Origin of the sequence: Streptomyces composti (genome assembly GCF_012034205.1) — a bacterium.
GTDB lineage: Bacteria > Actinomycetota > Actinomycetes > Streptomycetales > Streptomycetaceae > Streptomyces > Streptomyces composti.
Window position 1 is genome coordinate 1 of the sequence record NZ_JAATEM010000016.1, and the last position, 24388, is coordinate 24388.

Consider the following 24388-nt stretch of genomic DNA (forward strand, 5'->3'; position numbering starts at 1 on the left):
CGGGGTTCTCGGCGTTCGACAACTCGGTCCTCGGCGTTCGACGACGGGGTTCTCGGCGTTCGACGACGAGGTCCTCGGCGTTCGCACGGGCCGTTAGGGTTCGGGGCATGGCGAACACGGCGAACGCTTCCGCGCCCGCGGCCGAGATCGGTGTGATCGGCGGCTCCGGCTTCTACTCCTTCCTCGACGATGTGACCGAGGTCCAGGTGGACACCCCCTACGGGGCGCCCAGCGACTCCCTCTTCCTCGGCGAGGTGGCCGGCCGCCGGGTCGCCTTCCTCCCCCGGCACGGCCGCGGTCACCATCTGCCGCCGCACCGGATCAACTACCGGGCCAACCTCTGGGCGCTGCGCTCGGTGGGCGTGCGCCAGGTCCTCGGGCCGTGCGCGGTGGGCGGGCTGCGCCCCGAGTACGGGCCGGGCACGCTGCTCGTCCCCGATCAGCTGGTGGACCGCACCAAGTCCCGGATCGGCACCTACTTCGACGGGCTGCCGCTGCCCGACGGCACGGTGCCGAACGTGGTGCATGTGTCGCTGGCCGACCCCTACTGCCCGACCGGTCGTGCGGCCGCGCTGAAGGCGGCGCGCGGGCGGGACTGGGATGCGGTCGACGGAGGCACGCTGGTCGTGGTCGAGGGGCCCCGCTTCTCCACCCGCGCGGAATCGCTGTGGCACCAGGCGCAGGGCTGGTCGGTGGTGGGCATGACCGGCCACCCGGAGGCGGCACTCGCCCGCGAGCTGGAGCTCTGCTACACCTCGCTGACCCTGGTCACCGACCTCGACGCGGGCGCGGAGACCGGGGAGGGCGTCTCGCACGACGAGGTGCTGCGGGTGTTCGCGGCGAACGTGGACCGGCTGCGGGGGGTGCTGTTCGACGCGGTGGCGGCGCTGCCGGCGAACGAGGAGCGGGACTGTCTGTGCACGTCGGCGCTCGGGGGGATGGATCCGGGGTTCGAGTTGCCGTAGGGCGGGCTGAGGCATGAGCGGGTGACCGGCAGGGGGCCTGGACGGCTCGGGGAGCGGAAACGGGTCGGGGAGCCCCGGAGCAGGCCGGGAGCCGGAGCGGGCGGGAGCCGGAGCGGGCCGGGAGGTGGGGCGGCTCGGGGAGCCGGAGCGATGGGAGAACCGGAGCGGCTCGGGGGGAGCGGCTCGTTCGGGTGAGCGGGATTTCCACAGGCCGAAGCGTTTCCACAGGGTCCGGCGGAGATCGGCGCGAGGCCTCATCGTGGGGATCGCAAGCCGGTCTCCGTCACCAGGTGGTGGTCCTCATGTCACTGCGTCAGTCCGCTCGCCCGACGTCGCGTCCGTCCTCTCCTCAGCTCTCCCGGCAGGCCCTGGCGCCCTCGGTCCCGCCCCGCGTCTCCGCCGCCGGCTCCCCGGTCTCCGGCCCGCCCGGAGCCGAGGTGCCTCCCCCCTGCGAGGTGCCGCACTTCCCTCCCGTGCGGGTGCGCGCCGGTCTGCTGGGGTCCCCCGCGCTGGCCCGGCACCGCAGGCGGGCCGTGGCGGTGGGCCTCGCGGTGACGGCTGCGGCGCTGGTCGCGGCCGGGCCCCGGGACGGCAGCGACCGCTCCCGCGGCCATCCCGAGCGGACACCGGCCTCCCGCGCGGCCCCGGCGGCGACCGGCGAGCGTGCCCCGGCCCGGACGGCGCGCGCCGTGGCGGCGAGGGTCTCGGCACCGGTACGGATCTCCGACGCGGCCACGGTCCGGCTGCTGCGACCGGGCGATCGCGTGGACGTCATCGCCGCCGAGGACACGGCGACCGGAGGCAAGGTCCGCGTCGTGGCCCGCGGCGCGCGGGTCCTTGAGGTCCCCGAGCCGGAGGCGGAGGTCCCGAAGGAAGCCGGCGCCCTGGTGGTCCTCTCGGTACCGCGCCCCGTGGCTGCCGAACTCGCCGGCGCGAGCGCCACGGCACGGCTGGCGGTGACCCTGTGCTGAAGTCCCTTGCCCCCGCCCCGAACACTCCTGTGCCCGCCGCCCCGGACGCCTTCGCCGCCGCCGTCCTGGACGCCCCTGTCACCACCCGGCCGCCGCATCCCCCGTCCGAGCGATCCGATTGGACAGGCCCGCACGGCGTTGCCGTAGGTTGCCAAGCGTTTTGTTGCACGCACCGTGTACGCGAGATGGGGCCCGAAGGTGAGCGAGAAGAAGGAATCCGTGTGGCAGGGCTTCAAGGCCTTCCTGATGCGCGGGAACGTCGTCGATCTGGCCGTCGCCGTGGTGATCGGCGCCGCGTTCACCAACATCGTCAACGCGTTCGTGCGGGGCGTGATCAACCCGCTGGTCGGCGCCTTCGGCACCAAGAACCTCGACAGCTACTCCTCCTGCCTGAAGGGCCCCTGCGAGGGCACCGGGGACGCGGCGACGGGGGTGCGGATCCTGTGGGGTTCGGTGCTCGGCGCCACCCTGCAGTTCCTGATCACCGCGGCGGTCGTCTACTTCCTGATGGTGCTGCCCATGTCGAAGTACCTGGCCAGGGTGGCCGACCGCAAGAAGGCCAAGGAGGGCGCGAAGGAGCTCGTCGAGGTGACCGAGCTGGAGGTCCTCAAGGAGATCCGCGACGAGCTGGTCGCGCAGCGGCAGTCGGGTCGCGGAGGAGCCTGACCGGACGCCCGGATCAGATGTGGTGGGGCGGCTTCTCGTCGAGGAAGCGCTTGAGATCGGCCGCGCTGTCGCCGGACGGCGCCTCGCCCCAGCCTCGGTCGGTGTCGTCCGAGGTCTGCTGGTCCAGCGGGTCGTCGAAGACCAGCGCGGGCTTCGGCTCGCGCGGCTCGGGTTCCGGGGCGGTGCTCATACGTCCCAGGGTACGGCCATGCCGGCGGGTGGCCGGGGCGGCGGCCGGCGCGGCAGCGGCAGCCGGCCGACCGGGACAGCACGCATCCGGCCGACCGGGACGGCACACACCTGGCCACCGGGCGTGCACCGCGCCGCGCCTCCCCGGGCGTGCACCGCGCCGCGCCTCCCGGGGCGTGCACCACACTGAGCGCATGACAGTTGACGCACTGACCGATGTGACCGGCCTGCGGGTGGGGCACGCGACGCGCAGCGGCGGCGGTTGGCTCACCGGCACCACGGTGGTGCTGGCACCCGAGGGCGGGGCGGTGACCGCCGTGGATGTGCGGGGCGGTGGTCCCGGCACCAAGGAGACCGACGCGCTGGATCCGCGGAACCTGGTGCAGAAGACCGAGGCGATCGTGCTGACCGGCGGCAGTGCCTACGGTCTCGACTCCGCCTCCGGCGTGATGGCCTGGCTGGAGGAGCAGGGGCGCGGTGTGCGGGTCGGTGCCGACCCGAAGCATGTGGTGCCGGTCGTACCGGCCGCCTGTGTCTTCGACCTGGGCCGGGGCGGCGACTTCCGGGCACGGCCGGACGCGGCCCTGGGGCGCGCCGCGGTGGAGGCGGCAGCGGCGAGCGAGCCCGGGGCCCCGGTCGAGCAGGGCTGCGTGGGCGCCGGCACCGGAGCCGTGGTCGGCGAGCTGAAGGGCGGCGTCGGCACGGCGAGCGCGGTGCTGAAGTCGGGGTTCACGGTGGCCGCGCTGGTGGTGGCCAACGCGGCGGGGTCGGCGGTCGACCTGGAAACGGGGGTGCTGTACGGGGAGTTGACCGGGGGGCGGGTGCGCTACCCGGAGGAGAAGGTGCACGCGGCGGCGCGGCGGCGTCTGCAGGAGTCGGCCGAGCGGAACGCGCCGCCTCCGCTCAACACCACCCTCGCGGTGGTCGCCACCGACGCGGACCTGACCCAGGCGCAGGCGCAGAAGCTGGCGGGCACCTCGCACGACGGCATCGCCCGCGCCGTGCGCCCGGTGCACCTGCTCAACGACGGTGACACGGTCTTCACCCTGGCCACCGGCCGCCGGCACCTCGACCGCGCCGACCCGCTGGCGCTGAACGAACTGCTCGCGGCGGGCGCGGACATGGTGACCCTCGCCATCACCCGGGCGGTCCGGGCAGCCACCCCGGTGTCGACGCCGGGCGGCGCCTGGCCGTCGTACGAGGAGCTGTACGGCGCCGGCTGACACCCGGTCGCCACGCCGGGTGCCGTCCCCGCGGGCCGTCGGCCGTGGCCCGATGGCCCGCGCACGCCCCTTCCGCAGCCCCGACTGCCCCCGCACGACCGCTCGTTCACACGCCCGGCGGACGCAATGTCGCGGTTCTGTCACCGGGATGTCGCTGGTCGGGGCGTGGCGGAACCCGGGGTGGGGCCGGCGGGCTCTTGGTTCACGTACGTGTGCGGATCACTCACATCGACCGAACCTGGAGCAGCCCGTGACAACGCCGGACATTGCAGCGCGGCGCGTGGTGGCGGCGTGTGCCGCCCTGCTGGTCGGCTCCCTCACCCTCACCGCCTGCGGGGGCAACGCGAACGCCGACAGCGACAAGGGAGGTGACGGAGGCGGCGCGAGGGGCGCGACGATAGCGATCTCGGCGAAGGACGGCTCGACGGGCGCCTCCATCAACTCCACCGGGGTGAAGGTCTCCGGCGGCCGGCTGACCGACGTGAGGATGACCGTGGCCGAGACCGGCGAGGCGGTGCCCGGCGAGCTGACCGGCGACGGACGCGCCTGGAAGCCGAAGGAGCAGCTGGAGCGCGGCACGACGTACCGGATAACGGCCACCGCCGAGGACGGCGAGGGACGCACCTCCAAGGCCGAGTCGGAGTTCACCACGGTCACCCCGGCGGACAGCTTCATCGGCACCTACACCCCGGAGAACGGCTCGACCGTCGGTGTCGGCATGCCGGTGTCGTTCACCTTCGACAAGGCGATCACCGACAAGAAGGCCGTCCAGTCGCACATCGAGGTCACCTCCAGCAGCGGGCAGAAGGTGGCCGGGCACTGGTTCGGCTCCCAGCGGCTCGACTTCCGCCCGAAGGAGTACTGGAAGTCCGGTTCCAAGGTCACCGTGAGGATCGACCTGGACGGCGTGGAGGGCGCCGACGGCATCCACGGCGTGCAGAAGAAGACGGTGACCTTCACCGTGGGCCGCTCCCAGGTGTCCACGGTGGACGCGAACACCCAGACCATGACCGTGGTGCGGGACGGCAGGACCATCAAGTCGGTGCCGGTCTCCGCGGGCGACGCCCAGCACGCCACGTACAACGGGCAGATGGTGATCTCGGAGAAGTTCGTCCAGACCCGGATGAACAGCCAGTCGGTCGGCCTGGGCTCGGAGTACGACATCCAGGACGTGCCGCACGCCATGCGGCTGACCACCAGCGGCACCTTCATCCACGGCAACTACTGGTACAACAAGGCCAACCCGCCGTTCGGGCGCATCGGCAGCAGCCACGGCTGCGTCGGTCTGCAGGACGTGCGGGGCGCCCAGGGCGACACCCCGGGCAAGTGGTTCTACGACAACTCCCTCATCGGGGACGTGGTGATCGTCAAGAACTCGCCCGACACCACGGTCGCGCCGGACAACGGGCTCAACGGCTGGAACATGGAGTGGAGCAAGTGGGTCGCGGGCAGCGCCGTGTGAGCCGGCCCGACACACCCGCCGCGCTCGTCAAGTGCGCGCCCGGCGGCCGCGACTGACATCGTTTCGGGCCGCCCGGGAACCCCGCAGGCGGCCCGTTCGTCTTTCTCCCCGCACGTTTTCTCGGATCCCGGACATGATGTCCGACCGAAGGGCTACGGTATGCACCCACAAGGTGACATGCAGCGACGCCGGGAGAAACCTTGAGCGTTCCGTACGAGACGGCAGCGTACGATTCCGCCGACTCGCCCGAGTCCCCCAAGGAGCACCTCGCACGGCTCCTCGGCCGCACCCTGAACTCCTTCGAACTGCCGGACGAGACGATACGACGCCTGGACTGCGCGCTGGCGCACGACACCTCGCTGCACTCGGCGCACCACAGCGCGGGCCTGCACCGTGAGACCTACCGCCACACCTGGCTGCTCTCCGACGGATCGGCGCTCACCCTCTGGGAGCTGGTCCACAACACCGCGCCGGGCGGCGAGCCCCAGCACGAGGTGTACGCGGACGAGGAGGAGCTGCGCGCCGCCACGGCCCGGCTGCCGCTGCCGGCCGACGCCCCCGACTTCGAGCTGCCGGTGACGGTGCAGCTGACCACGGTGCACACACCCCGGTACGCCTACGCGCCGGACGACTCTGCGGACCACGCCCGCCGTTTACTGCGCCGGGCGGAGAACGCCGACCGGCCGGGTGCGGAGACGGCCGCGCTGCTGAGCAGGGCGTTCGCCTACCAGATCACCCAGGCCTTCGGCCGGCCTCGGCATCCGGGGCGTCCGGGGCTGAACCTCTCGCTCTACGAGCACGCGTTCCTGCTGCACGACGGCGCCGAGGTCTCGCTGTGGGAGGTCGAGCACACGGCCACCCCGGACGGGCGGCACATGTGCGAGGTGTACGTCACCGAGGACGCGGCCCGGGACGCGATGGAGCGCAGGGCCGCCCGGATCCTCTGACAACCCCACCGGATCCGCCGGCTGCCCCACCAGTTCTCCGGACGCCCGCCCCCGGCCGCAGCCGGCCGTTCCGCGCCCTGTCGGGCGTGGCCGCCCGCGGGGGCCGTTCCCGCCCGGCCGGCCGGACGAGCCCGTCAGTCCTCGTCAGTCCTCCTCGTCGCGTCCGCCGTCCCGGAAGCGGCGCACCAGGCCCGCGAAGGCGTCACGCTCCTCCGGGGTGAGACGCACTGCCTCCGTCCGCGGCCCGGTCCGGCGCTGGCCGGGGATCGCGGGGATGCCGGGGACGGTGCGCCGCACCGGCTGCGGGGCGGCCGCCGCGTACTGCACCGCCCGTCCGCGCCGCCCGCGCCCGGAACGGCGTGCCTGGCCGCGGCGCCGTACCGCGGCCAGTCCCGCCGTGCAGGCGAGGGCGGCCAGGGCGAGAAGCCCGGCGCCCGCCACCCCTCTCGAGATCGAGACGTGCTCAGGCATGCGCCCCAGTACACACCCGCGGCCCGGGATGTGAACCCCGGACCGTGAGGAGCGTGATGTATCTCGCAGTTGGTGCGAACCCGGCGTAGTGGATCCCGCGCCCGCCGTCGATGTCGTGCGCTCAGGACACCAGTTCCGGTTCCTTCTCCGCCACCGGTTCGGTGGTCTCGTCCGGGCCCGCGCCCTCGACGTGCTGCGCCGGCCGCTTCGGCAGCGCGAACATCAGCAGGAAGATCAGGCCCAGCACCGCGGCCACCCAGCTGAGCGCGTACCGGAAGCCGTCCGCGTAGGCCGGGCCCACCTCGGCCGGGGTGAGCCGGTCGCCGATCACGCCGAAGAAGACCACCGACACCAGGCCGAGGCCCAGCGCGTTGCCCATCTGCTGCACCGTGTTGATCAGCCCGGAGGCCGACCCGGAGTGCTCCCGCGGCACCTCGGAGAGCACGGCGTCGGTCAGCGGGGCCACGATCAGGCCCATGCCGGCGCCCATGACCACCAGCGGCAGCGCCATCTGCCAGGAGGTGATGGCCATGCCGTAGCGCCCGGACTCCCAGATGTAGAGCAGCACACCGGCCGCCATCACCAGCGCGCCCGCCTGCAGCACCTTGCGCCCGAAGCGCGGCACCAGCAGCTGCACCGACATCCCGGCCGCCACGGAGACGGCGACGGAGAACGGCACCCCGGTCAGTCCGGCCCGCAGGGCGGTCCAGCCCAGGCCGATCTGCATGTACAGCGTCCAGACCAGGAAGAAGACGCCGAGCACGATCCCGAACACGGTCTGCACGGCGATGCCCGCCGCGAAGCTCTTCACCCGGAACAGCGACAGCTCGATCAGCGGGGAGCCGTCCCGGGCGCTCTTGCGCCGCTCGTAGGCCACCAGCACGGCCAGGACCAGGACCGCGCAGGCCATCGAGACGTGGCCCCACAGCGGCCAGCCCAGCTCCTCGCCGCGGGTGAGCGGGTAGATCACCATCAGCAGGCCCAGGGACACCAGCACGACGCCGACGAGGTCGAGGCGCAGGGCGCGCGGGGCCTTGGACTCGGCGATGAACCGGCTGCCGAGGATCAGGCCTGCGATGCCGACGGGCAGGTTGATCAGGAAGATGGGCCGCCACTCCAGGCCGAACAGATCCCACTGCGTCAGCAGGGCGCCGAGGAGCGGCCCGGACACCGCGCCGAGGCCCACGATCGCGCCGAACAGCCCGAACACCTTGCCGCGTTCGTGCGCCGGGAACGTCGCGTGCACGATCGACAGCACCTGCGGCACCATCAGCGCCGCCATGGCGCCCTGCAGAATGCGGGAGGCGACCAGCATCTCGGGGTTCACGGCGAACCCGCACAGCGCGGAGGCGAGAGTGAAGCCTCCTATGCCGATGAGGAAGACCCGCTTGCGGCCGTGGATGTCGCCGAGCCGGCCACCGGTGATCAGCCCGGCGGCGAAGGCCAGCGCGTAGCCGGCGGTGATCCACTGCACCTGGCTGAAGGTGGCGCCCTCGGCGCGCTTGATCGACGGAATCGCCACGTTGACGATCGTGACGTCCACGAGGTCCATGAAGGCCGCCGTCATCACGATGGCCAGCGCGAACCAGCGGCGGCGGTCGCCCACGGGCTGTGTCTCGGTGAGGTTCATGCCGCCGACGCTAGTGCTCATATAGGTCAGATCATGTCCTAGTTCTGGGGCATCCTCTGTCCATGACGACGGACACCCCGGCACGGCTGCTTCAGCTCCTCTCCCTCCTCCAGACGCCCCGCGAATGGCCCGGCGGCGAACTCGCCGAGCGGCTCGGGGTCTCCCGCCGCACGGTCCGGCGCGACATCGACCGGCTGCGCGAGCTCGGCTACCCGGTGCAGGCGGCCATGGGCGCCGAGGGCGGCTACCGGCTGGTCGCCGGCAAGGCGATGCCACCGCTGGTGCTCGACGACGAGGAGGCGGTGGCGATCGCGGTCGGCCTGCGCGCCGGCGCCGGGCACGCGCTCGAGGGCGTCGACGAGGCCTCGGTGCGCGCCCTGGCCAAGCTGGAGCAGGTGCTGCCCAGCAGGCTGCGCCACCGGGTCGCCGACCTCCAGGCCGCGACCAGTGCGCTGACCAGCGGCGACGGCCCGACCATCGCGCCGGAGACGCTGACCGTGATGGCCTCCACCATCGCCGGGCACGAGCGGCTGCGCTTCGCCTACCGCGCCGCCGACGGCACCGGATCCCGTCGGCTGACCGAGCCCTACCGCCTGGTGTCGACCGGGCGCCGCTGGTACCTCGTCGCCTACGACCTCGACCGCGCCGACTGGCGCACCTTCCGCGTCGACCGGGTGAGCGACCCGTTCGCCACGGGCGCCCGCTTCACCCCCCGGGAGCTGCCGACCGGCGACGCCGCGGAGTACCTGCGGCGCTCCATGCACCGCAACCAGGACACCTACGAGCTGGACATCACCTTCGCGGCACCGGCGCAGACCGTCGCCGCCCGGCTGCCCGGCTGGCTCGGCGCGCCCGAGCCCCTGGACGAACACAGCTGCCGGCTCCGCACCACGACCACCGACGCCAAGGACTGGCTGGCGGTACGCCTGGCCATGCTGGGCATCGGCTTCACCATCAATTCCCCGGGCGAACTGGCGGACGCGGCCCTCGCGTTGGGCGACCGTCTGCGGCAGGCGGCAGCCGGGGCCGCGACGCGCTGAGCACGGCCGCGCGGTCCCCAGGGCGTCCGCCGCCGTCACTCCCCGCCGCTCGTCAGTTCCTCCCAGGGGAAGCCCCGCAGGCATCCGAGGTTCCCCAGGGCCAGTTCGGCAGGCCCTTGCGCTCCCTCCGGCGGTGCCTCCCCCGCCGCCCATGCCTCGACCGCCGTGCGCACCGCCGCGCTCGCGACGGCCGCCGCGTACCGGAGACGGACCGGGACGGCAACGTTGTCGGAAGCGTCGAGGGCGCCGGGACCGCCGACGCGCCGGGGTGCCGTCACCCGCCGGGCCAGTACCTCCGCCAGCTGCCGCTCCGAGGCCTGGCCGACCTCCGCCCAGACCCGGCGCAGCGCGGGCTCCGAACCGGCGAGCCGGATCAGCGTGCGCATCCACTCCCAGGACCCCGCCGAGACGCCCATCCCTGGCGTCAGGGTGTGCCGTACCGCCGCTGCCAGCGCCTCCGGGACGGACATCCCGGCCGGGGCAGCCGACACCGCTTCCGTCCAGCGCAGGGCGCCGGCCTCGTAGAGCGGGGCGACGGCCTCCTCCTTGACGGCGAAGTACCGGTAGAAGGTGCGCGGGGCGATGCCCGCGGCCTGGGCGATGTCCTCCGCGCGGGTGGCCCTGAGCCCCCGCCGCACGAAGAGGCCGGCCGCGGCGCGGGCGACGGCCATGCGGGTCTCGGCCTTGCGGCGCTCGGTGAGCGAGAGCGCCGGAGAGGTCGCAGGGGTGGTACCGGTCACGCCCGGCAGGCTATGCCCATGTGGCACAATCTGCCATCTGGCGGGCCACCCCGGGGTTCAGGTCCGGGGTGACCCGCCCCCAGGCACCCGTCTGTCCGGAGCCGGACATGAAGAAGCCGGGCCCGGCGCCCGGGGGGAAGAGCGCCGAAGCCCGGCTGGGAAGTCCCGGCGCCGGGGGGTGTGCGTCGGGACGTGGTTCTCGGGGCCGCGAACGGGCACGGCCGAAGGGGGGTCGGACCTGAAGCCCGGGACCCGGCCCGGACGATGCCGGACTGGTCCGAACTCCCGGTCTTGGAAGTCTTGTTCCCGGAGCTGTCGATTTGAAGCGACGCGGAACGGCCAATGTTTGCGCGGTCTTTCGCCACCCGGCGTACGCCGTGGGCGGCCTGCCGCCCCTCACCGGGGGTCGCCCCCGAGCGGGCGGTGAGAGGTTCCCCGCGCTCTCTGCGCGGTTCTGGAGGCTCTGCGAGTCTGCTGCGCTCTGCGCGCGACCGGCCGCCGGCCGCGGCGTCGCGCGGCGGCATCACGCCGCCGCGTCGAAGCCGGTGTCGCGTGCCAGCTTCTTCAGCTCCAGCAACGCGTGCTTCTCGATCTGGCGGATGCGCTCGCGAGTCAGGCCGTGCTCCTTGCCGACCTCGGTCAGCGTGCGCTCCCGGCCGTCCTCGATGCCGTAGCGCATCTTGATGATCGAGGCCGTGCGCTGGTCGAGGCGGCCGATCAGGTCGTCCAGTTCCTCGCTGCGCAGCAGCGTCAGCACCGACTGCTCGGGGGACACGGCGGAGGTGTCCTCCAGCAGGTCGCCGAACTGGGTCTCGCCCTCGTCGTCCACCGACATGTTCAGCGAGACCGGGTCACGGGCCCAGTCCAGCACGTCGGTCACTCGCTCCGGCGTCGAGCCCAGCTCCTCGGCTATCTCCGCCGGCTCCGGGTCACGGCCGTGCTCACGGTTGAACTCGCGCTGCACACGGCGGATGCGGCCCAGCTCCTCCACCAGGTGGACAGGCAGGCGGATGGTACGGGACTGGTCGGCTATCGACCGCGTGATGGCCTGCCGGATCCACCAGGTCGCGTACGTGGAGAACTTGAAGCCCTTGCGGTAGTCGAACTTCTCCACCGCGCGCACCAGGCCGGCGTTGCCCTCCTGGATCAGGTCGAGCAGCGGCAGACCGCTGCGCGGATAGCGGCGGGCGACGGCGACGACCAGGCGCAGGTTGGAGCGGATGAAGATGTCCTTGGCCCGCTCGGCCTCGTCGACCAGGGCCTGGAGCTCCTCACGGGTGGCTCCGGCCTTGTTCTCCTCGTAGCCGTCGAGGATCTGTCGTGCGAACACACCCGCCTCGATGATCTTTGACAGCTCGACCTCCTTGGCGGCGTCGAGCAGCGGTGTGCGCGCGATCTCGTCGAGGTACATGCCGACCAGATCGCGGTCTGCGATCTCGCCGCCATGGGCGCGAACACTGCTTGCCGTGTCGACCGTCTCGCCGGTGGCGGACTGACGACGGGCGACGGCGCGGGTTGCCATGCGTGCTCCCTTGCGATGGTGAGGTCAGCGGGCGGTCCTGCGGACGCTCGGCACTGCTCAGGTCTTCTTCGGACTCTTCTCGGGTGCCCGGCATCCGTACGAAACAACGACTTGAATCGGGACAGAATTCCCAAGCCGACCCACAACTTTTGTGATCATGCAGTACCCTGTCCGGCCACACGGGGAGGCGTGATGCCATCTGAGCTTGCAGAGGTCCAGGTCAGGCCGGGGTGCGAGGGGGATCTGCCGGCTCTCACCACGCTGTACAACCACTACGTACGTGAGACGCCCATCACCTTCGACACGGCGCCGTTCACTCCGGAGGAGCGCCGCCCTTGGCTGCTCTCCCACCCCATAGACGGGCCGCACCGCCTGATGGTTGCCACGGGCCCCGATCCCGGGCGGCCGGTCCTCGGCTACGCCACGTCCGGCCCGTTCCGTCCCAAGCCCGCCTATGGCACCTCCGTGGAGACGACGATCTACGTCGCCGCCGGCGCCGGCGGCCAGGGCGTCGGCACGCTGCTCTACAAGGCTCTCTTCGAGGCCCTCGCCGGGGAGAACCTGCACCGCGCCTACGCGGGCATCACCCAGCCGAACGAGGCCTCGACCCGGCTGCACGCGCGCTTCGGCTTCCGGTACGTCGGCACGTACCACGAGGTGGGGTACAAGTTCGGCCGCTACTGGGACGTGGCCTGGTACGAGAAGGAGCTGTGAGGCCCCGGAAGCGTGACCACCCGTCCTGCGCGACCGGAACGCGCGCCACCGGGCCTGTGCGACCGGGACGCGGCGCGGGACGCCGGGACGCCCGAGGCCGGGCCTGTGCGACCGGGACGCGGCGCGGGACGCCGGGACGCCCGAGGCCGGGCCTGTGCGACCGGGACGCGGCGCGGGACGCCCTCAGCCGAACTGCACCGACCGCTTGGCCAGCCCCATCCAGAACCCGTCGATCACCGACTTCTGTTCCCCGAGATCACCGGCCGCGTCGGCGGCCCCCATGGTCACGAAGAGCGGTGCGAAGTGCTCGGTGCGCGGATGGGCGAGCCGGCCGGCCGGTGAGGTGCGCGTGAAGTCGAGCAGCGCGTCCACGTCGCCCGACTCCAGGGCCCGGCGCCCCCAGTCGTCGAACTCCGCCGACCAGGCGGGGACGCCGCCCTGGCGCAGCGCGGCGAGATTGTGGGTGAAGAAGCCGGAGCCGATGATCAGCACGCCTTCGTCGCGCAGCGGGGCCAGCCTGCGCCCGATCCGCATCAGCCGGACGGGGTCCAGGGTCGGCATGGAGATCTGCAGGACGGGGATGCCGGCGTCCGGGTACATCTCGACGAGCGGGACGTAGGCGCCGTGGTCGAGGCCCCGGTCGGGCACGTCCTGGACGGGCAGGCCGGGGGCGCGCAGCAGCTTGCGCACCGAGTCGGCGAGCTCCGGTGCGCCGGGGGCGTCGTAGGTGACCTTGTAGTAGTGCTCGGGGAAGCCCCAGAAGTCGTAGACGAGCGGGACCCGGGTGGTGGCGCCGAGGGCGAGCGGGGCCTCCTCCCAGTGGGCGGAGACCACGAGGATCGCCTTCGGGCGGGGCAGGGCGGCCGACCAGGCGGCCAGCTCACCGGGCCAGACCGGGTCGTCGGCGAGCGGTGGCGCGCCGTGGCTGAGGTAGACGGCGGGCATGCGCTCGGCGCTCTGGCTGGTCATGGCGGCGGCTCCCTCCGGGCGGCGCCGGACCCGCGCGAGGCGGTTCCGGCCACGGACACCCGCGACTTACTTAAACTCTAAACTTCTCCCTCCCGACCGTACGCCCCGCTAGTTTAAAGTTCAAGCAGTGCCGCCGTAGAGTGGACGCATGAACACGGCACCCGCATCCGAACCCGCCGAGGGACCCCGCTGGCTCACCGACCGGGAGCAGGCCGTATGGCGTGCGTACATCGAGGCCACGACCCTCCTCGAGGACCACCTGGACCGCCAGCTCCAGCACGACGCCGGCATGCCGCACATCTACTACGGCCTGCTGGTCACACTCGCCGAGTCCCCCCGGCGGCGGATGCGGATGACGGAACTGGCCATGCACGCGAAGATCACCCGCTCGCGTCTCTCGCACGCCGTGGCCCGCCTGGAGAAGAACGGCTGGGTGCGCCGCGAGGACTGCCCCTCCGACAAACGGGGCCAGTTCGCGGTGCTCACCGACGAGGGCTACGAGGTGCTGCGCCGGACCGCACCCGGCCATGTGGAGGCCGTGCGCCAGGCGGTCTTCGACCGGCTCAGCCCCGAACAGCAGGAGTCCCTCGGCGAGATCATGCGGATCATCGCCGAGGGACTCCAGCCCAAGGACGCGGGTGCGGACCTGCCCTGGCTGCGCTGAGCGGCCGGGGCAGGTCCGCGGGAGGCGTACCGGACGAGGCGTCCCCTCCTCGCCGGTACGCGAGGCCCGGATCCCTCCGTGGGCCCGAAGGGGTACCCCCGAGGGGGCGGGATCAGCGGGGCGGGTGGCTCAGTGGGCGACCACCGGCACCGCCGCCTCGTCCTCCTCGGCGGCCCCGGCCGAACCGGCGACCGCCGTGGTGCCGGGCCGGCCCGCGTTGACGAAGGTCAGCGCGATCGTGGCGGCCAGGACCAGGATGCCGACGGCGAACCAGATGGCGCTGGTGTAGCCGTGCACCATCCCCTGCAGCTGGACCAGCTGCTGCTGGGACCGGCTGGTGGCACCGCCGATGTGGTCGGCGACGTAGGCCGTGGTGGCCGAGGCGGCGACGGTGTTCAGCAGGGCCGTACCGATCGCGCCGCCCACCTGCTGCGAGGTGTTGACCATCGCGGAGGCGACACCGGAGTCCCGCGGCTCGACGCCCAGGGTGGCCAGCGACATGGCCGGCATGAACGCCGTGCCCATGCCCAGACCGAGCAGCAGCATCGCCGGCAGCAGCAGGGTCGCGTACGAGGAGCCGATCTCCAGCTGGGTCAGCAGCAGCATGCCGAGCGCGGCGACCAGGAAGCCGGGCCCCATCAGCAGCCGCGGGGCGACCCGGGTCATCAGGCGGGTGCCGATCTGGGTGGAGCCCGTGATCATGCCCGCGATCATCGGCAGGAAGGCGAAGCCCGTCCTGACCGGCGAGTACCCCTTCACGACCTGCAGGTAGTAGGTGAGGAAGAGGAACAGGCCGAACATCGCGATGATCGCCAGGCCGAGCGACAGGTAGACCCCGCCGCGGTTGCGCTCGGTGATCACGCGCAGCGGCAGCAGCGGCGCCTTGACCCGCGACTCCACGACCACGAACGCCAGCAGCAGCACGGCGGAGGCCACGAACATGGCGACCGTCACCGAGTCGCTCCAGCCGTCGGACTCGGCCCGGGTGAAGCCGTAGACCAGGGCGACCAGACCCAGGGTGGACAGGATCACGCCGGGTATGTCGAGCGGCGAGCGATTGCGGCCGCCCCTGGGCTCACGGATGACGAAGTACGCCCCGGCCGCGGCGACCACGGCGAACGGGATGTTGACGAAGAACGTCCAGCGCCAGTCCAGGTACTCGGTGAGGAAACCGCCGAGGATCAGACCGACGGCACCACCGCCACCGGCGATCGCACCGTAGATGCCGAACGCCTTGGCGCGCTCCTTGCCGTCGGTGAACATCACCGCGAGCAGCGACAGCGCGGCCGGCGCGAGCAGCGCGCCGAACACACCCTGCAGGGCGCGGGAGCCGAACATCATCGCCTCATTGGTGGCCGCGCCGCCCATCGCGGAGGCGGCGGCGAAACCGGCCAGACCGGTGACGAAGGTGCGCTTGCGGCCCCACAGGTCGGCGATACGGCCGCCGAAGAGCAGCAGACCGCCGAAGGCGAGCGCATAGGCGGTCACCACCCACTGGCGGTTCCCGTCCGAGATGCCCAGGTCCTGCTGGGCGGAGGGCAGGGCGATGTTCACGATGGTGGCGTCCAGCACCACCATCAGCTGGGCGAGCGCGATGAAGACCAGCGCTTTCCAGCGGTTGGGATCGACTGCCTGGACGGCGCGCTGAACGCTGTCCGGGATCTTCGAGGCTGAAGAAGACATGGGGGTACCCACTTCGGAACTTCGTGACGGAAATTTCGGGACTGGTGAAGTAAGAGCGCGTGCTGCGGCAGAGGCCCGGCGGCGGTCACCCGCGCCTGTGGCCGTCTCCGCGGATCTGTCGGTGTGGTGGTGGCGGGGGCTGTGTCGTCGCGGTCGGCCGGTGCACGACTGCCGGCCGCCCCCTGGCCGAATGCTGGTCTCTGATCGGGCGCTGGTCTCTGATCGGGTGCTGGTCTCTGATCGGGTGCTGTAGTCGGGCCGGCTTCGGAGCGATCAGCGAGCGGCGTGGTGACCGGCTCGTCCGCTCGTCGTCAGCCCTGGCGCAGGTCCTCCATCGTGACGGCGGTTCCCGGAAGGACGGACGGGGCCGGAGCCCGCATGCCGTCCAGGAGCAGCTGCACATGCCGGTGGACGAACCGGTTGAAGCGTTCGAGGGTGTCGCACCCGGTACCGGCCGGGGGCCGGCTGAGCTGCGAGACCCCGACCAGCAGGTCGCCGAGCTCCACGTCCTCACGGAGCCGGCCGGCCGCCTTGGCGCGGTCCATCAGCCGTGCGACCAGGTTCTCGACCCGCTCCCGCGACTCCTCCAGGTCGGGGTGGTGCTGGTCGAAGGCGCTGGAGACCATCGGGCACAGCGCGCTGATCCGCTCGTCCGCGGCGGCGTGCGCGAAGCGCTCCAGGGCCTCGAAGGCGTCCCCCGTCTCGGCGAGCGCCTCCTCGGCCGCCCGGGCGGTCCGCTCCATCACGGAGCAGACGACCTCGCGGACGAGCGCGTCGCGCTCGGGGAAGTTGCGGTACACCGTGGCGTTGCCGACGCCGGCCCGGCGTGCGATCTCGTCGAGCGGGACGTCGGGCCCGTGCGCGACGAACATCTCACGGGCGGCGGTGACGATCCGCTCCCGGTTGCGCAGGGCGTCGGCACGCGGCCGGGGCGCCTTGCGCGGTACTGGGGTGGCGGTCTGCACGGTGCGCTCCTGTGGTCGTTGCTTCTTCAGTACGAGCCGCTGCTCTCGCAGCTCTGCTGTCACTGCTTCCTTGCTGCTTCTGTTGCTGCTTCGGTTTCTGCCCTGTGCGGGGAACCGGGGAGCTGCTCCCCGTTTCGCGCGGACACAGGTCTAAACGGGGAAGGGCTCCCCGGTTATTTCCCTCCGGCCGAGAAATCCGCTTGTGACCTGAATCACAAGCTTGGCGGCACGGAACCCCACGATCGGCCCGCCCAGCGAGCGAGCGCGCATCCGGCGACGCAGGGTGATCGAGAGGGTGCAGTCGGAGACCGGCGGCTGCCGTGTGGAGCGGGAGGGTCTTCATGCAGCCGCAGCCGAGCAGACGCGCCATATGCCCGCGCCGCGTCGCCGCCCTGGCCTGCATGACCGCCCTCACCCTCGCCGTCAGCACCTCGGCGGGCAACGGCCGCCTCTCCCCCGCCACTTCGGCCGCCGGCGCAGGGTCCGGAGGCGTCCGGAACGTGCTGTCCCGCACCACCGCCCACGCCCCCTGCCTGATCAGCAGCTCCCGAGAGGTCCAGATGTCCGAGGGCATCCCGACCTCCTCCGGCTACGCCCGCTCCACCGGTACGGTCCGCGCCCTCACCCTGATGATCGACTTCTCCGACGCGCCCGGCGAGGGCGACGCCCTCGACCGCTACCGGGAGTTCTTCCCGAAGACCCAGGAGTGGTTCCGCACCAGCTCCTACGGCCGCCTGGACTACCGTCCCGAGATCCCGATCCCCGACTGGCTGCGCATGCCCAAGTCGTTCCGCGCCTACGGGATAGAGCGGGGAGCCCCCTTCGACCCCGGCTACCGCAACCTGGTCCGCGACATCGTGGCGGCGGCCGACCCCAAGGTGAACTTCCAGGACTACGACCTCCTGAACGTGCTGGTGACGCCGAACGCCGGCCCCTCCGCCCTGGACACGGTCCTGTCCGTCACCTTCGCCGGCAACACCCAGGCCCCCACCGCGGACGGCGTCCCCGTCGCCAACGCCTCCTTCGTCTACTCCCGCCAGGACGACGGCTCCGGCACCTACGGGCAGACCGGCTACCGGGTACTGCCGCACGAGAACGGCCACGTCTTCGGCCTGCCCGACCTCTACACCGCCGAGGGCGGCGGAGCGGTCGGCCACTGGGACATCATGAGCGAGGACTGGGGCGCCAACAACGACTTCCTCGCCTGGCACAAGTGGAAGCTGGGCTGGCTGGACGCGTCCCAGGTCCACTGCGCGGCCGAAGCGGGCACCCGCGACTACGCCCTCACCCCGCTGGCCCGCCCCGGCGGGCCCAAGCTCGTCTTCATCCCCCTCGACGACCGCACCGGCTACGCCGTCGAGGTCCGCACCCGGGCCGGAAACGACGAGGCCGTCTGCCGCCCCGGCGTCCTCATCTACAAGGTCGACGCCAACGTCGACACCGGCATGGGCCCCATCAAGGTCTACGACGCCCGCCGCGAGAGCGGCGGCTGCACCCGCAGCCCCAACGTCCACGCCGAACTCTCCGACGCCCCCTTCCGCAAGGGCCAGACCTTCATCGACCGCGAGGCCCGCATACGCGTGACCGTCGTCTCCGAACCGGACCCGGCCTCCGAGGCCGACGCAGAACCCGCAGCAGACCCCGCCACCGGCACCCGCCCGGCCGCCGACGACCACTACCGCGTACGGGTGTCCCGCGACGAGCCCCTGGACGACTGACGCCCTCCCCCGCCCTTCCCCCGCTCTCCCGATCTTGCTGCCACAACCCCCAGCCTCCACCGCGCACGATCCGGTACCCTGACGCCTGTGGTCCTCCACGACCACGGGCCACCACCAGGCCATGCCTTCGTAGCTCAGGGGATAGAGCACCGCTCTCCTAAAGCGGGTGTCGCAGGTTCGAATCCTGCCGGGGGCACGCGAAGAGACCCCGGACCGATCATGGTTCGGGGTCTTTGACGTTCAGCGGTGACGGCAACGGCGTCGGTCTCGGGCCGGGACCCCCGCAGCAGCTTGTAGGGGCGGAGGGCGTGGTCCCGTGGTGAGCTGCTGTCTTCAGGCGGCTGCCGGTGCTCGGCGTAGCTTCATAGCTCTCCCCACACGCGCACCACCCGGTAGCCGTCGAGGACTTGAGCGAAGTCGGTCAGGAAGCGGGAGGAGAACTCGGGCCAGTTCCAGAGTTCGAAGCCGAGGTGGGCGAAGGCGTAGAAGTCGTCGGCCCACGTCCAGGCGGGGAGGGCGGAGGGGGTGGTGCAGTGGGGGCAGGTGACGGTGGCCTCTCCGGTTTCGTGCCAGGTGGTCATGGCGTCGAGGAAGGCGTCGTCGGCGCCGTCCATGGGGTCCCAGGTCTCGGTGAAGAAGTCAGTGCGGTGCCGCATCGGGGGCAGATCGCGTACTGGGCGCCGCCCTGGCCACCGTGGAGGACCGTGCGGCCGGTCTGTACCGCGAGGCCGTCCGTGGGCTCCCGGTCCTCGTCGATGACTGTCCTGGCCCAGTGTTCGACGGGCGGGTGGCCGTCGGGTGTTCCGAGCACGCACTTGGCCGGCTGGGCGAGCACGATTCCCTCGCGCACGAGCCAGTCGAGAGCACGGTCCGCGAGGGCCGCTGCCTCTGCGGTGCGGCGTCGAGGTCGACGATGGTCTGGAAGTGATCGCCATGGGGTCGACCGTAGGGGGTGCCTGTGACAGGCCGTCTGAGGCGCCGGTCGTAGTAGAGGGCCGGGGGTTCATGGGGCGCCCTGGGCGCCGAAGAGGCCGGGCTGAAGGCCAAGGCTCAGGACTTGCTCAAATTCGTTGCCTTTGAGCCATGTTCACCACAAGATCAGTGCGACCGCGTTGACCAACGACCGCGTGACCAGCGGTTGCGTGAGGCGACGTGGCTGCATGCCCGACCAGCATGCGGAACGACAACGAAACATGGGGGAAGACGTGACCACGTCATTCATCGCCGCAGAGCACTCGGCCCGCAGCAGCAGTGACCAGTGGCGCAAGAGGCTCCGCGACGTCGCGGCTCTCACGGCGGCCGCGGTGGCACTGGGCGTAGCAGCTCCGCTGGCGAACGCCACGGCCGCGGAGCGAGCCGCCTCGACGGCGCCTTCGGTGAGCATGGCGGCGGAGACGGGGGGCGGACTGGCTGCACTGGAGGGCCTGGACGACGAGGCCGCCTTCGCCGGTCTGGAAGAGGTGCTCCGCGCCGTCAGCGAGATCCCGGACGACGTGCTGCAGCAGGGGCAGGAAGCCACCGAGCAGTGGCTCAAGGCGCGCCTCGGGGAGACGGCCGGCGAGGGCCGCATCCAGGTGTTCAAGTTCAACGCGGGTGGCTGTGCCCGGGGCATCCTGCTGGCCGTCGGCTCGAACCTGCTGGCCATCGGGAAGATCTACAAGGTCAAGAAGGCCATCGACAAGCTCGGCGGCGTCAAGAAGGTCGTCAAGAAGATCCAGGACAAGAAGAAGCGCGGGAAGAAGAGCTTCAAGAAGGCGATCATGGAGGTCTTCGAGGAGGCCGGAACCGGCGTCGGGGCCCTCGCGGCCGAGATCCTGGGCGTCGACCAGGTCATCAAGAACTGCTGGTAGGACGGTCGGACAAGGAGGAGACGGACGATGCACACGGTCGCGACGGTCCTGCAGTGGGCCTTTCTCGTCATCGGCTTCGCCGTCCTGGGTGCCGCGCTGGTGAGTTCGGTGCGGATGAAGCTGGCGGGGGCCGGGTTCGGAAAGGTCGTCGAGAACCTCGAGGAGCGGTGGTTCGGTGCCGGTTCGGTGCTGCTGGCGCTGCTTACCGGGACGCTGGCGATGACGGTGGCCGGGCGGCTGTCCGGGCACGGTGTCGGGATCGAGCAGGCTGCCCTGGTCGTCTTCCCGCTCGCGCTGGTAGCGGCCTTCGCGGTGCGCAGGCTCTCGGCGGGCGGCGGGACGGGGAGCGCCGGGAGGGGGACCGCTGTGCGGGCCTCGGGGCTGGTGATCGCCCCCGCCCTCCTCGGTGCCGTGATGTCGGCAGCCGGCTGATGTGAGATGCACGCCCGGCTGGATGTGAGACACGTCCGGCCGGGCGTGTGGTGTGTGTCCTCCGCCTCGAACATCCATCGCTGCTTCTCCAGACGTCCGGCTGGGCGTGTGGTACGTGTCCGGCCGGGCATGCGACGCGCGTTCATCGGTCTTCTTCCTGCACAACTGGCGGTGGAATGAGCCAAGTTCACGTAGGTTGGTGGGCTGGTGCACCGGTCGCCGTTCACTCACAGGAGGCTCAGCCGTGTCGGAGGACATCGCTCAGGACAGTGCCGGTTTCGAGACCCGGGCGCGGATCGACACGTCGCGGCCGCACTCGGCGCGGTTCTGGAACTACTTCATCGGCGGCAAGGACAACTACAAGGTCGACCGTGAGGTCGGGGACCAGATCAAGGAGATATTCCCCGGGCTCGTGGACGTGGCGGTCTCCAGCCGCAAGTTCCTCGGGCGGGCCGTGCGGTATCTCGCCGGCGAGCAGGGGATCCGGCAGTTCCTGGACATCGGCACGGGGCTGCCGACCGCCGACAACACGCACGAGGTCGCGCAGCGGGTCGCCCCGGACTCACGGATCGTGTACGTGGACAACGACCCGATCGTGCTGGCGCACGCCCAGGCCCTGCTGACCAGCACGCCCGAGGGCAAGACCGCCTACATCGACGCCGACATGCACGACCCCGACAAGGTGCTGGAGGCCGCCGCCGAGACGCTCGACTTCTCGAAGCCGGTCGGGCTCATGATCCTCAACACGCTCGGGCATGTGGACCCGTACGAGAACGCACGCGCCCTGGTGCAGCGGCTGATGGAGCGGCTGCCGTCCGGGAGCTACCTGGTGATCTCCGACAGTACGGCCACCAGCGAGCCCATGATCGCGGCCGCTGAGGCGTACCGGAACAGCGGGGCGGTGCCGTACTACGTGCGCGCCGTCGAGGAGATCGCCGGGTTCTTCGACGGGCTGAAGCTGGTGGAGCCGGGCGTCGTGCGGGTGCCGGAGTGGCGGCCCGAGGAAGGCGCGGAGAACGGTCCGGCCGACCTGGACGCGTACTGCGGCGTGGCGCTCAAGGAGTAGGCCCGCGGCGGGTACGCAGGCGACGGTTGACGGTTCACCGGTTCATGGCGGCTCCGGCTGCTGAGGGCCACCGAGCCGTCCACCAAGCCATCCGCCAGGCCCCCTCACCCGTCCGCCCCCGCCGTCCCCGCAGGTCGGCGGGGCGCGGGCGATAATCGGGGCATGGCCTCAGCGGGACCGGGATCGGTTGCCGGGACGAACGCCGTGCACGAGCGGCTGCGGGCGGATCTGCTCGCGGTCGGCGCGCCGTACGGGCTGGTGCTGGCCGGGGGCGATGCGGTGCGGGCGCACGGGCTTGTGGAGCGGGCCGGCCGGGGCGTGGACCTGGCCACCGAGGATGCCGCGCCGATGGGTGACATCGCCGACGCGGTGCGGGCGGGCCTGGAGGCCCGGGGGTGGGTCGTCGGGGAGGTGCAGGCGGACCCGCTGGCGGCGCGGCTGGTGGTGCGCGCGGCGGCGGACGGCGAGGAGTGCCCCGTGGACCTGCGCAAGGAGATGCTGTGGCGGCCGCCGGTGGTGACGGAGGCGGGGCCGGCGCTCTCCCTCGAGGACCTCATCGGCACGAAGGTCAGGGCGCTGGCCGACCGGGGACTGCCTCGCGACCTGGTCGACGTCCATACGGTGGCCGACCGCTGGAGTCATCCGGAGCTCGAGGAACTCGGCCGCCGTCACGCCCCCGACACCTTCGATCTCGCCGAACTCCAAACCCGCCTCGCCGGCACCGACTGGCTGGACGACGTCGAGTTCCGCAAACAGGGCCTCGACTCCCCCGCCGTCGACGAACTCCGCCGCTGGGCCCAGCAGTGGGCCGACGACATCGCGGAACGCCTCCTGGAGGGCGAGCCTCCGGAGGAGGAACAGGAGGAACAGGAGGGGTGAGAGGGGGAGGAGCGCGGGGAAGAGCCGCCGGTAGTGGGCTGACCCCGGCTGTCCGGCCGGCCCGCAACCGGCCACGCCGATTGTCGTACCCCCACCCGGAGCAACGTCTCTGCAGGTCAGCACACTGATGCCATGATCACCTGACGTGGTGAAACGGCAGGGAGCCCGGCAACCTCCGGATTTCGATCACGGTTGCCCTGGTGTTCGCAGAAAGACGCGAGACATCAGGAGGGGATTGCCTTGCTCTGGTCCTACGCCGCGCGCCTGACCACAGCACTCGCCGCCGCAGCCACGCTCACCGTCTCGATGCCGTTCACCGCGCATGCCTCGGCGGTCGGCTCGACGCCGGTCCGCACCTTCGAGTACAGCATCGGCGGGGCGACGATGAAGGTCCCGACGGGGTGCATGTTCACCCACATCATTCGCGGGAAGGGGCGCAAGATCACGTACCAGAACGCCGGTGTCGACTGCGGGTTCGTGGGTGCGCTCAACAGCGGGTTCTGCAACTGGCGCATCGACTTCGCCTACGCCGACACGAACAACCGCACGTATCGGACCTCCCGGGGCAAGACGCACCGGGAATGCAAGATCGGCCCCATGCGCAACAACTCTCCCCAGACACTGCCCCATTACGGCAAGGCGTGCGCACACCTCTATGTCAACGGCGTGCGGCGGGTGACCCAGTGCCACCACATCACGAAGTGAGCAGGACGGTCATGGGCGAGGAGCGTGGGCAGGGGGCTCGGGTCGTCGACCAGGTGCGGCTGCGGCGTGCAGGGGTGGTGGCCTTTGCCGTCGGAGTTGCCGGAGCGCTGGGGTTCTTCGGGTTCTTCCCGGGGCTGCCGCATGTCATCGACTCGGGGGCCGTTCTTGTGTCGTTGGCTGTGGGGGCGCTGGCGCGGTGGGGGGTTCGGGCTTGGTGGACGAGGAAGTGGGAGAGAGGGCGCGGCGGGATGCCGTGGCGGTGAGGGAGGTCGGGCCGGGGAGGGGTTGAACGCGCGGGGGCGTTCAGGTGGCGCGGCTAGCATCCGGGCATGACGAATGCCATGACGCACGCGGAGAACAGCGAGAACAACGGCAGCGGCGGGAACGGCGGGGAGTCGGTTCTCGATGTCGAGATCGGGGCGCTCACGGGCGGCCCGGCCGAGCTCAGGCAGTACGCCGGGCGGGTCGTGCTGGTGGTGAACGTGGCCTCCCAGTGCGGGCTGACGCCCCAGTACGAGGGGCTGGAGCGGCTGCACGAGCGGTATGCCGAGCGGGGGTTCACCGTGCTCGGGGTGCCCTGCAACCAGTTCCTCGGGCAGGAGCCGGGCAGTGCGGAGGAGATCGCCGAGTTCTGCTCGGCGACGTACGGGGTGACCTTCCCGATGACCGAGAAGATCGAGGTCAACGGGGAAGGCCGGCACCCGCTCTACCAGCGGCTGGTCGGTCACGCCGACGCCGGGGGACACAGCGGGGACATCCGCTGGAACTTCGAGAAGTTCCTGATCGGCCGGGACGGCCGGGTCGTCGCCCGGTTCGCGCCGCAGACCGAGCCGGAGTCGGCCGAGGTCGTGGCGGCGGTGGAGGAGGCTCTGGGGTGACGCCTCGGGACGTCCCTTGACCTTGCCCTTGGGGCAGGG

25 protein-coding genes and 1 tRNA gene are annotated in these 24388 nt (G+C 71.6%); 17 read left to right on the forward strand and 9 right to left on the reverse strand.

Going from position 1 to position 24388, the window contains the following annotated elements:
* The first annotated feature begins 107 nt into the window (after positions 1–107).
* The 3 genes from HCJ93_RS14590 to mscL all read left to right on the forward strand — a co-directional run bounded on the left by HCJ93_RS14590 (position 108) and on the right by mscL (position 2602).
* Entirely contained in the window at positions 108–965 is an 858-nt protein-coding gene (locus HCJ93_RS14590; RefSeq protein WP_167996131.1) for an S-methyl-5'-thioadenosine phosphorylase, read from the forward strand.
* Between the two features lie 455 nt (positions 966–1420).
* Positions 1421–1936 carry an RcpC/CpaB family pilus assembly protein gene (locus HCJ93_RS14595; RefSeq protein ID WP_373563582.1) on the forward strand — a complete coding sequence of 172 codons (516 nt, stop codon included), beginning with the start codon at positions 1421–1423 and terminating at the stop codon, positions 1934–1936.
* A gap of 198 nt (positions 1937–2134) precedes the next feature.
* Positions 2135–2602, forward strand: a complete 468-nt coding sequence (mscL, locus tag HCJ93_RS14600) for a large conductance mechanosensitive channel protein MscL (protein ID WP_167996132.1) — start codon at positions 2135–2137, stop codon at positions 2600–2602.
* Positions 2603–2615: 13 nt separating this feature from the next.
* Here mscL and HCJ93_RS14605 read toward each other — a convergent pair whose 3' ends face one another.
* Positions 2616–2792, reverse strand: a complete 177-nt coding sequence (locus HCJ93_RS14605) for a hypothetical protein (protein WP_167996133.1) — start codon at positions 2790–2792, stop codon at positions 2616–2618.
* Between the two features lie 193 nt (positions 2793–2985).
* Between HCJ93_RS14605 and HCJ93_RS14610 the strand changes: the two genes are divergently transcribed.
* The 3 genes from HCJ93_RS14610 (at position 2986) to HCJ93_RS14620 (ending at position 6423) form a co-directional block, all read left to right on the forward strand.
* Complete coding sequence (locus HCJ93_RS14610) at positions 2986–4014, forward strand: P1 family peptidase (protein WP_167996134.1); 1029 nt, start codon at positions 2986–2988, stop codon at positions 4012–4014.
* Positions 4015–4264: 250 nt separating this feature from the next.
* A complete protein-coding gene (locus HCJ93_RS14615; RefSeq protein WP_167996135.1) occupies positions 4265–5476 on the forward strand; it encodes a L,D-transpeptidase in 1212 nt (403 codons plus the stop codon).
* A 200-nt stretch (positions 5477–5676) separates the two neighbouring features.
* A complete protein-coding gene (locus HCJ93_RS14620) occupies positions 5677–6423 on the forward strand; it encodes a DUF6227 family protein (protein ID WP_167996136.1) in 747 nt (248 codons plus the stop codon).
* Between the two features lie 144 nt (positions 6424–6567).
* Here HCJ93_RS14620 and HCJ93_RS14625 read toward each other — a convergent pair whose 3' ends face one another.
* Together HCJ93_RS14625 and HCJ93_RS14630 are read right to left on the reverse strand one after the other, a co-directional pair.
* Positions 6568–6894, reverse strand: coding sequence for a hypothetical protein (locus tag HCJ93_RS14625; RefSeq protein ID WP_167996137.1), 327 nt, complete (start codon positions 6892–6894; stop codon positions 6568–6570).
* 121 nt (positions 6895–7015) lie between these two features.
* Positions 7016–8545, reverse strand: coding sequence for an MFS transporter (locus HCJ93_RS14630; RefSeq protein WP_373563580.1), 1530 nt, complete (start codon positions 8543–8545; stop codon positions 7016–7018).
* Positions 8546–8586: 41 nt separating this feature from the next.
* On the opposite strand from HCJ93_RS14630, the gene HCJ93_RS14635 reads away from it, so the two are divergent.
* Positions 8587–9564 (forward strand): helix-turn-helix transcriptional regulator, encoded by a 978-nt coding sequence (locus HCJ93_RS14635; RefSeq protein ID WP_167996138.1) that lies wholly within the window; start codon positions 8587–8589, stop codon positions 9562–9564.
* 35 nt (positions 9565–9599) lie between these two features.
* Here the strand turns inward: HCJ93_RS14635 and HCJ93_RS14640 are convergent, their stop codons facing one another.
* A complete protein-coding gene (locus tag HCJ93_RS14640) occupies positions 9600–10304 on the reverse strand; it encodes a TetR/AcrR family transcriptional regulator (RefSeq protein WP_373563581.1) in 705 nt (234 codons plus the stop codon).
* A 523-nt stretch (positions 10305–10827) separates the two neighbouring features.
* Positions 10828–11826: a sigma-70 family RNA polymerase sigma factor gene (locus HCJ93_RS14645; RefSeq protein WP_167996139.1), complete on the reverse strand. Its 999-nt coding sequence runs from the start codon at positions 11824–11826 to the stop codon at positions 10828–10830.
* Positions 11827–12018: 192 nt separating this feature from the next.
* Between HCJ93_RS14645 and HCJ93_RS14650 the strand changes: the two genes are divergently transcribed.
* Positions 12019–12540 (forward strand): GNAT family N-acetyltransferase, encoded by a 522-nt coding sequence (locus HCJ93_RS14650; protein WP_167996140.1) that lies wholly within the window; start codon positions 12019–12021, stop codon positions 12538–12540.
* A gap of 183 nt (positions 12541–12723) precedes the next feature.
* On the opposite strand, the gene HCJ93_RS14655 is transcribed toward HCJ93_RS14650, so the two are convergent.
* Positions 12724–13485: a dioxygenase family protein gene (locus tag HCJ93_RS14655; protein WP_167996256.1), complete on the reverse strand. Its 762-nt coding sequence runs from the start codon at positions 13483–13485 to the stop codon at positions 12724–12726.
* A gap of 172 nt (positions 13486–13657) precedes the next feature.
* On the opposite strand from HCJ93_RS14655, the gene HCJ93_RS14660 reads away from it, so the two are divergent.
* Positions 13658–14173 (forward strand): MarR family winged helix-turn-helix transcriptional regulator, encoded by a 516-nt coding sequence (locus tag HCJ93_RS14660; protein ID WP_167996141.1) that lies wholly within the window; start codon positions 13658–13660, stop codon positions 14171–14173.
* A gap of 129 nt (positions 14174–14302) precedes the next feature.
* Here HCJ93_RS14660 and HCJ93_RS14665 read toward each other — a convergent pair whose 3' ends face one another.
* Positions 14303–15856 carry an MFS transporter gene (locus HCJ93_RS14665; protein ID WP_206317431.1) on the reverse strand — a complete coding sequence of 518 codons (1554 nt, stop codon included), beginning with the start codon at positions 15854–15856 and terminating at the stop codon, positions 14303–14305.
* Positions 15857–16167: 311 nt separating this feature from the next.
* Complete coding sequence (locus HCJ93_RS14670) at positions 16168–16821, reverse strand: TetR/AcrR family transcriptional regulator (RefSeq protein ID WP_167996258.1); 654 nt, start codon at positions 16819–16821, stop codon at positions 16168–16170.
* 341 nt (positions 16822–17162) lie between these two features.
* Here HCJ93_RS14670 and HCJ93_RS14675 point away from each other — a divergent pair, with 341 nt between their 5' ends.
* The gene (locus tag HCJ93_RS14675; protein WP_167996142.1) at positions 17163–18539 is read left to right on the forward strand and encodes a M6 family metalloprotease domain-containing protein; all 1377 of its coding nucleotides are present in this window, start codon (positions 17163–17165) and stop codon (positions 18537–18539) included.
* A 123-nt stretch (positions 18540–18662) separates the two neighbouring features.
* Positions 18663–18735: transfer RNA gene (locus tag HCJ93_RS14680), tRNA-Arg, on the forward strand.
* 166 nt (positions 18736–18901) lie between these two features.
* Here HCJ93_RS14680 and HCJ93_RS29500 read toward each other — a convergent pair.
* Entirely contained in the window at positions 18902–19195 is a 294-nt protein-coding gene (locus tag HCJ93_RS29500; RefSeq protein ID WP_240967612.1) for a hypothetical protein, read from the reverse strand.
* 549 nt (positions 19196–19744) lie between these two features.
* Between HCJ93_RS29500 and HCJ93_RS14690 the strand changes: the two genes are divergently transcribed.
* From HCJ93_RS14690 to HCJ93_RS14715, 6 genes are all read left to right on the forward strand, one after another.
* Positions 19745–20389, forward strand: a complete 645-nt coding sequence (locus HCJ93_RS14690) for a hypothetical protein (protein WP_206317432.1) — start codon at positions 19745–19747, stop codon at positions 20387–20389.
* A gap of 27 nt (positions 20390–20416) precedes the next feature.
* A complete protein-coding gene (locus tag HCJ93_RS14695; protein ID WP_167996143.1) occupies positions 20417–20821 on the forward strand; it encodes a hypothetical protein in 405 nt (134 codons plus the stop codon).
* A 244-nt stretch (positions 20822–21065) separates the two neighbouring features.
* Complete coding sequence (locus HCJ93_RS14700) at positions 21066–21887, forward strand: SAM-dependent methyltransferase (RefSeq protein ID WP_167996144.1); 822 nt, start codon at positions 21066–21068, stop codon at positions 21885–21887.
* Between the two features lie 162 nt (positions 21888–22049).
* The gene (locus tag HCJ93_RS14705; protein ID WP_167996145.1) at positions 22050–22766 is read left to right on the forward strand and encodes a nucleotidyl transferase AbiEii/AbiGii toxin family protein; all 717 of its coding nucleotides are present in this window, start codon (positions 22050–22052) and stop codon (positions 22764–22766) included.
* A gap of 306 nt (positions 22767–23072) precedes the next feature.
* The gene (locus HCJ93_RS14710) at positions 23073–23471 is read left to right on the forward strand and encodes a hypothetical protein (RefSeq protein ID WP_373563583.1); all 399 of its coding nucleotides are present in this window, start codon (positions 23073–23075) and stop codon (positions 23469–23471) included.
* Between the two features lie 341 nt (positions 23472–23812).
* Positions 23813–24349 carry a glutathione peroxidase gene (locus tag HCJ93_RS14715; RefSeq protein WP_167996261.1) on the forward strand — a complete coding sequence of 179 codons (537 nt, stop codon included), beginning with the start codon at positions 23813–23815 and terminating at the stop codon, positions 24347–24349.
* Positions 24350–24388 lie beyond the last annotated feature (39 nt).

Bases quoted from the DNA above. Each gene is read 5' to 3' on its own strand.
- HCJ93_RS14665 (WP_206317431.1), bottom strand. From the start codon at position 15,856: ATGTCTTCTTCAGCCTCGAAGATCCCGGACAGCGTTCAGCGCGCCGTC.
- HCJ93_RS14715 (WP_167996261.1), top strand. From the start codon at position 23,813: ATGACGCACGCGGAGAACAGCGAGAACAACGGCAGCGGCGGGAACGGC.
- HCJ93_RS14635 (WP_167996138.1), top strand. From the start codon at position 8,587: ATGACGACGGACACCCCGGCACGGCTGCTTCAGCTCCTCTCCCTCCTC.
- HCJ93_RS14695 (WP_167996143.1), top strand. From the start codon at position 20,417: ATGCACACGGTCGCGACGGTCCTGCAGTGGGCCTTTCTCGTCATCGGC.
- HCJ93_RS14625 (WP_167996137.1), bottom strand. From the start codon at position 6,894: ATGCCTGAGCACGTCTCGATCTCGAGAGGGGTGGCGGGCGCCGGGCTT.
- HCJ93_RS14645 (WP_167996139.1), bottom strand. From the start codon at position 11,826: ATGGCAACCCGCGCCGTCGCCCGTCGTCAGTCCGCCACCGGCGAGACG.
- HCJ93_RS14630 (WP_373563580.1), bottom strand. From the start codon at position 8,545: ATGAGCACTAGCGTCGGCGGCATGAACCTCACCGAGACACAGCCCGTG.
- HCJ93_RS14675 (WP_167996142.1), top strand. From the start codon at position 17,163: ATGCAGCCGCAGCCGAGCAGACGCGCCATATGCCCGCGCCGCGTCGCC.
- HCJ93_RS29500 (WP_240967612.1), bottom strand. From the start codon at position 19,195: ATGCGGCACCGCACTGACTTCTTCACCGAGACCTGGGACCCCATGGAC.
- HCJ93_RS14650 (WP_167996140.1), top strand. From the start codon at position 12,019: ATGCCATCTGAGCTTGCAGAGGTCCAGGTCAGGCCGGGGTGCGAGGGG.
- HCJ93_RS14610 (WP_167996134.1), top strand. From the start codon at position 2,986: ATGACAGTTGACGCACTGACCGATGTGACCGGCCTGCGGGTGGGGCAC.
- HCJ93_RS14710 (WP_373563583.1), top strand. From the start codon at position 23,073: ATGCCGTTCACCGCGCATGCCTCGGCGGTCGGCTCGACGCCGGTCCGC.
- HCJ93_RS14590 (WP_167996131.1), top strand. From the start codon at position 108: ATGGCGAACACGGCGAACGCTTCCGCGCCCGCGGCCGAGATCGGTGTG.
- HCJ93_RS14660 (WP_167996141.1), top strand. From the start codon at position 13,658: ATGAACACGGCACCCGCATCCGAACCCGCCGAGGGACCCCGCTGGCTC.
- HCJ93_RS14605 (WP_167996133.1), bottom strand. From the start codon at position 2,792: ATGAGCACCGCCCCGGAACCCGAGCCGCGCGAGCCGAAGCCCGCGCTG.
- HCJ93_RS14705 (WP_167996145.1), top strand. From the start codon at position 22,050: ATGGCCTCAGCGGGACCGGGATCGGTTGCCGGGACGAACGCCGTGCAC.
- HCJ93_RS14655 (WP_167996256.1), bottom strand. From the start codon at position 13,485: ATGCCCGCCGTCTACCTCAGCCACGGCGCGCCACCGCTCGCCGACGAC.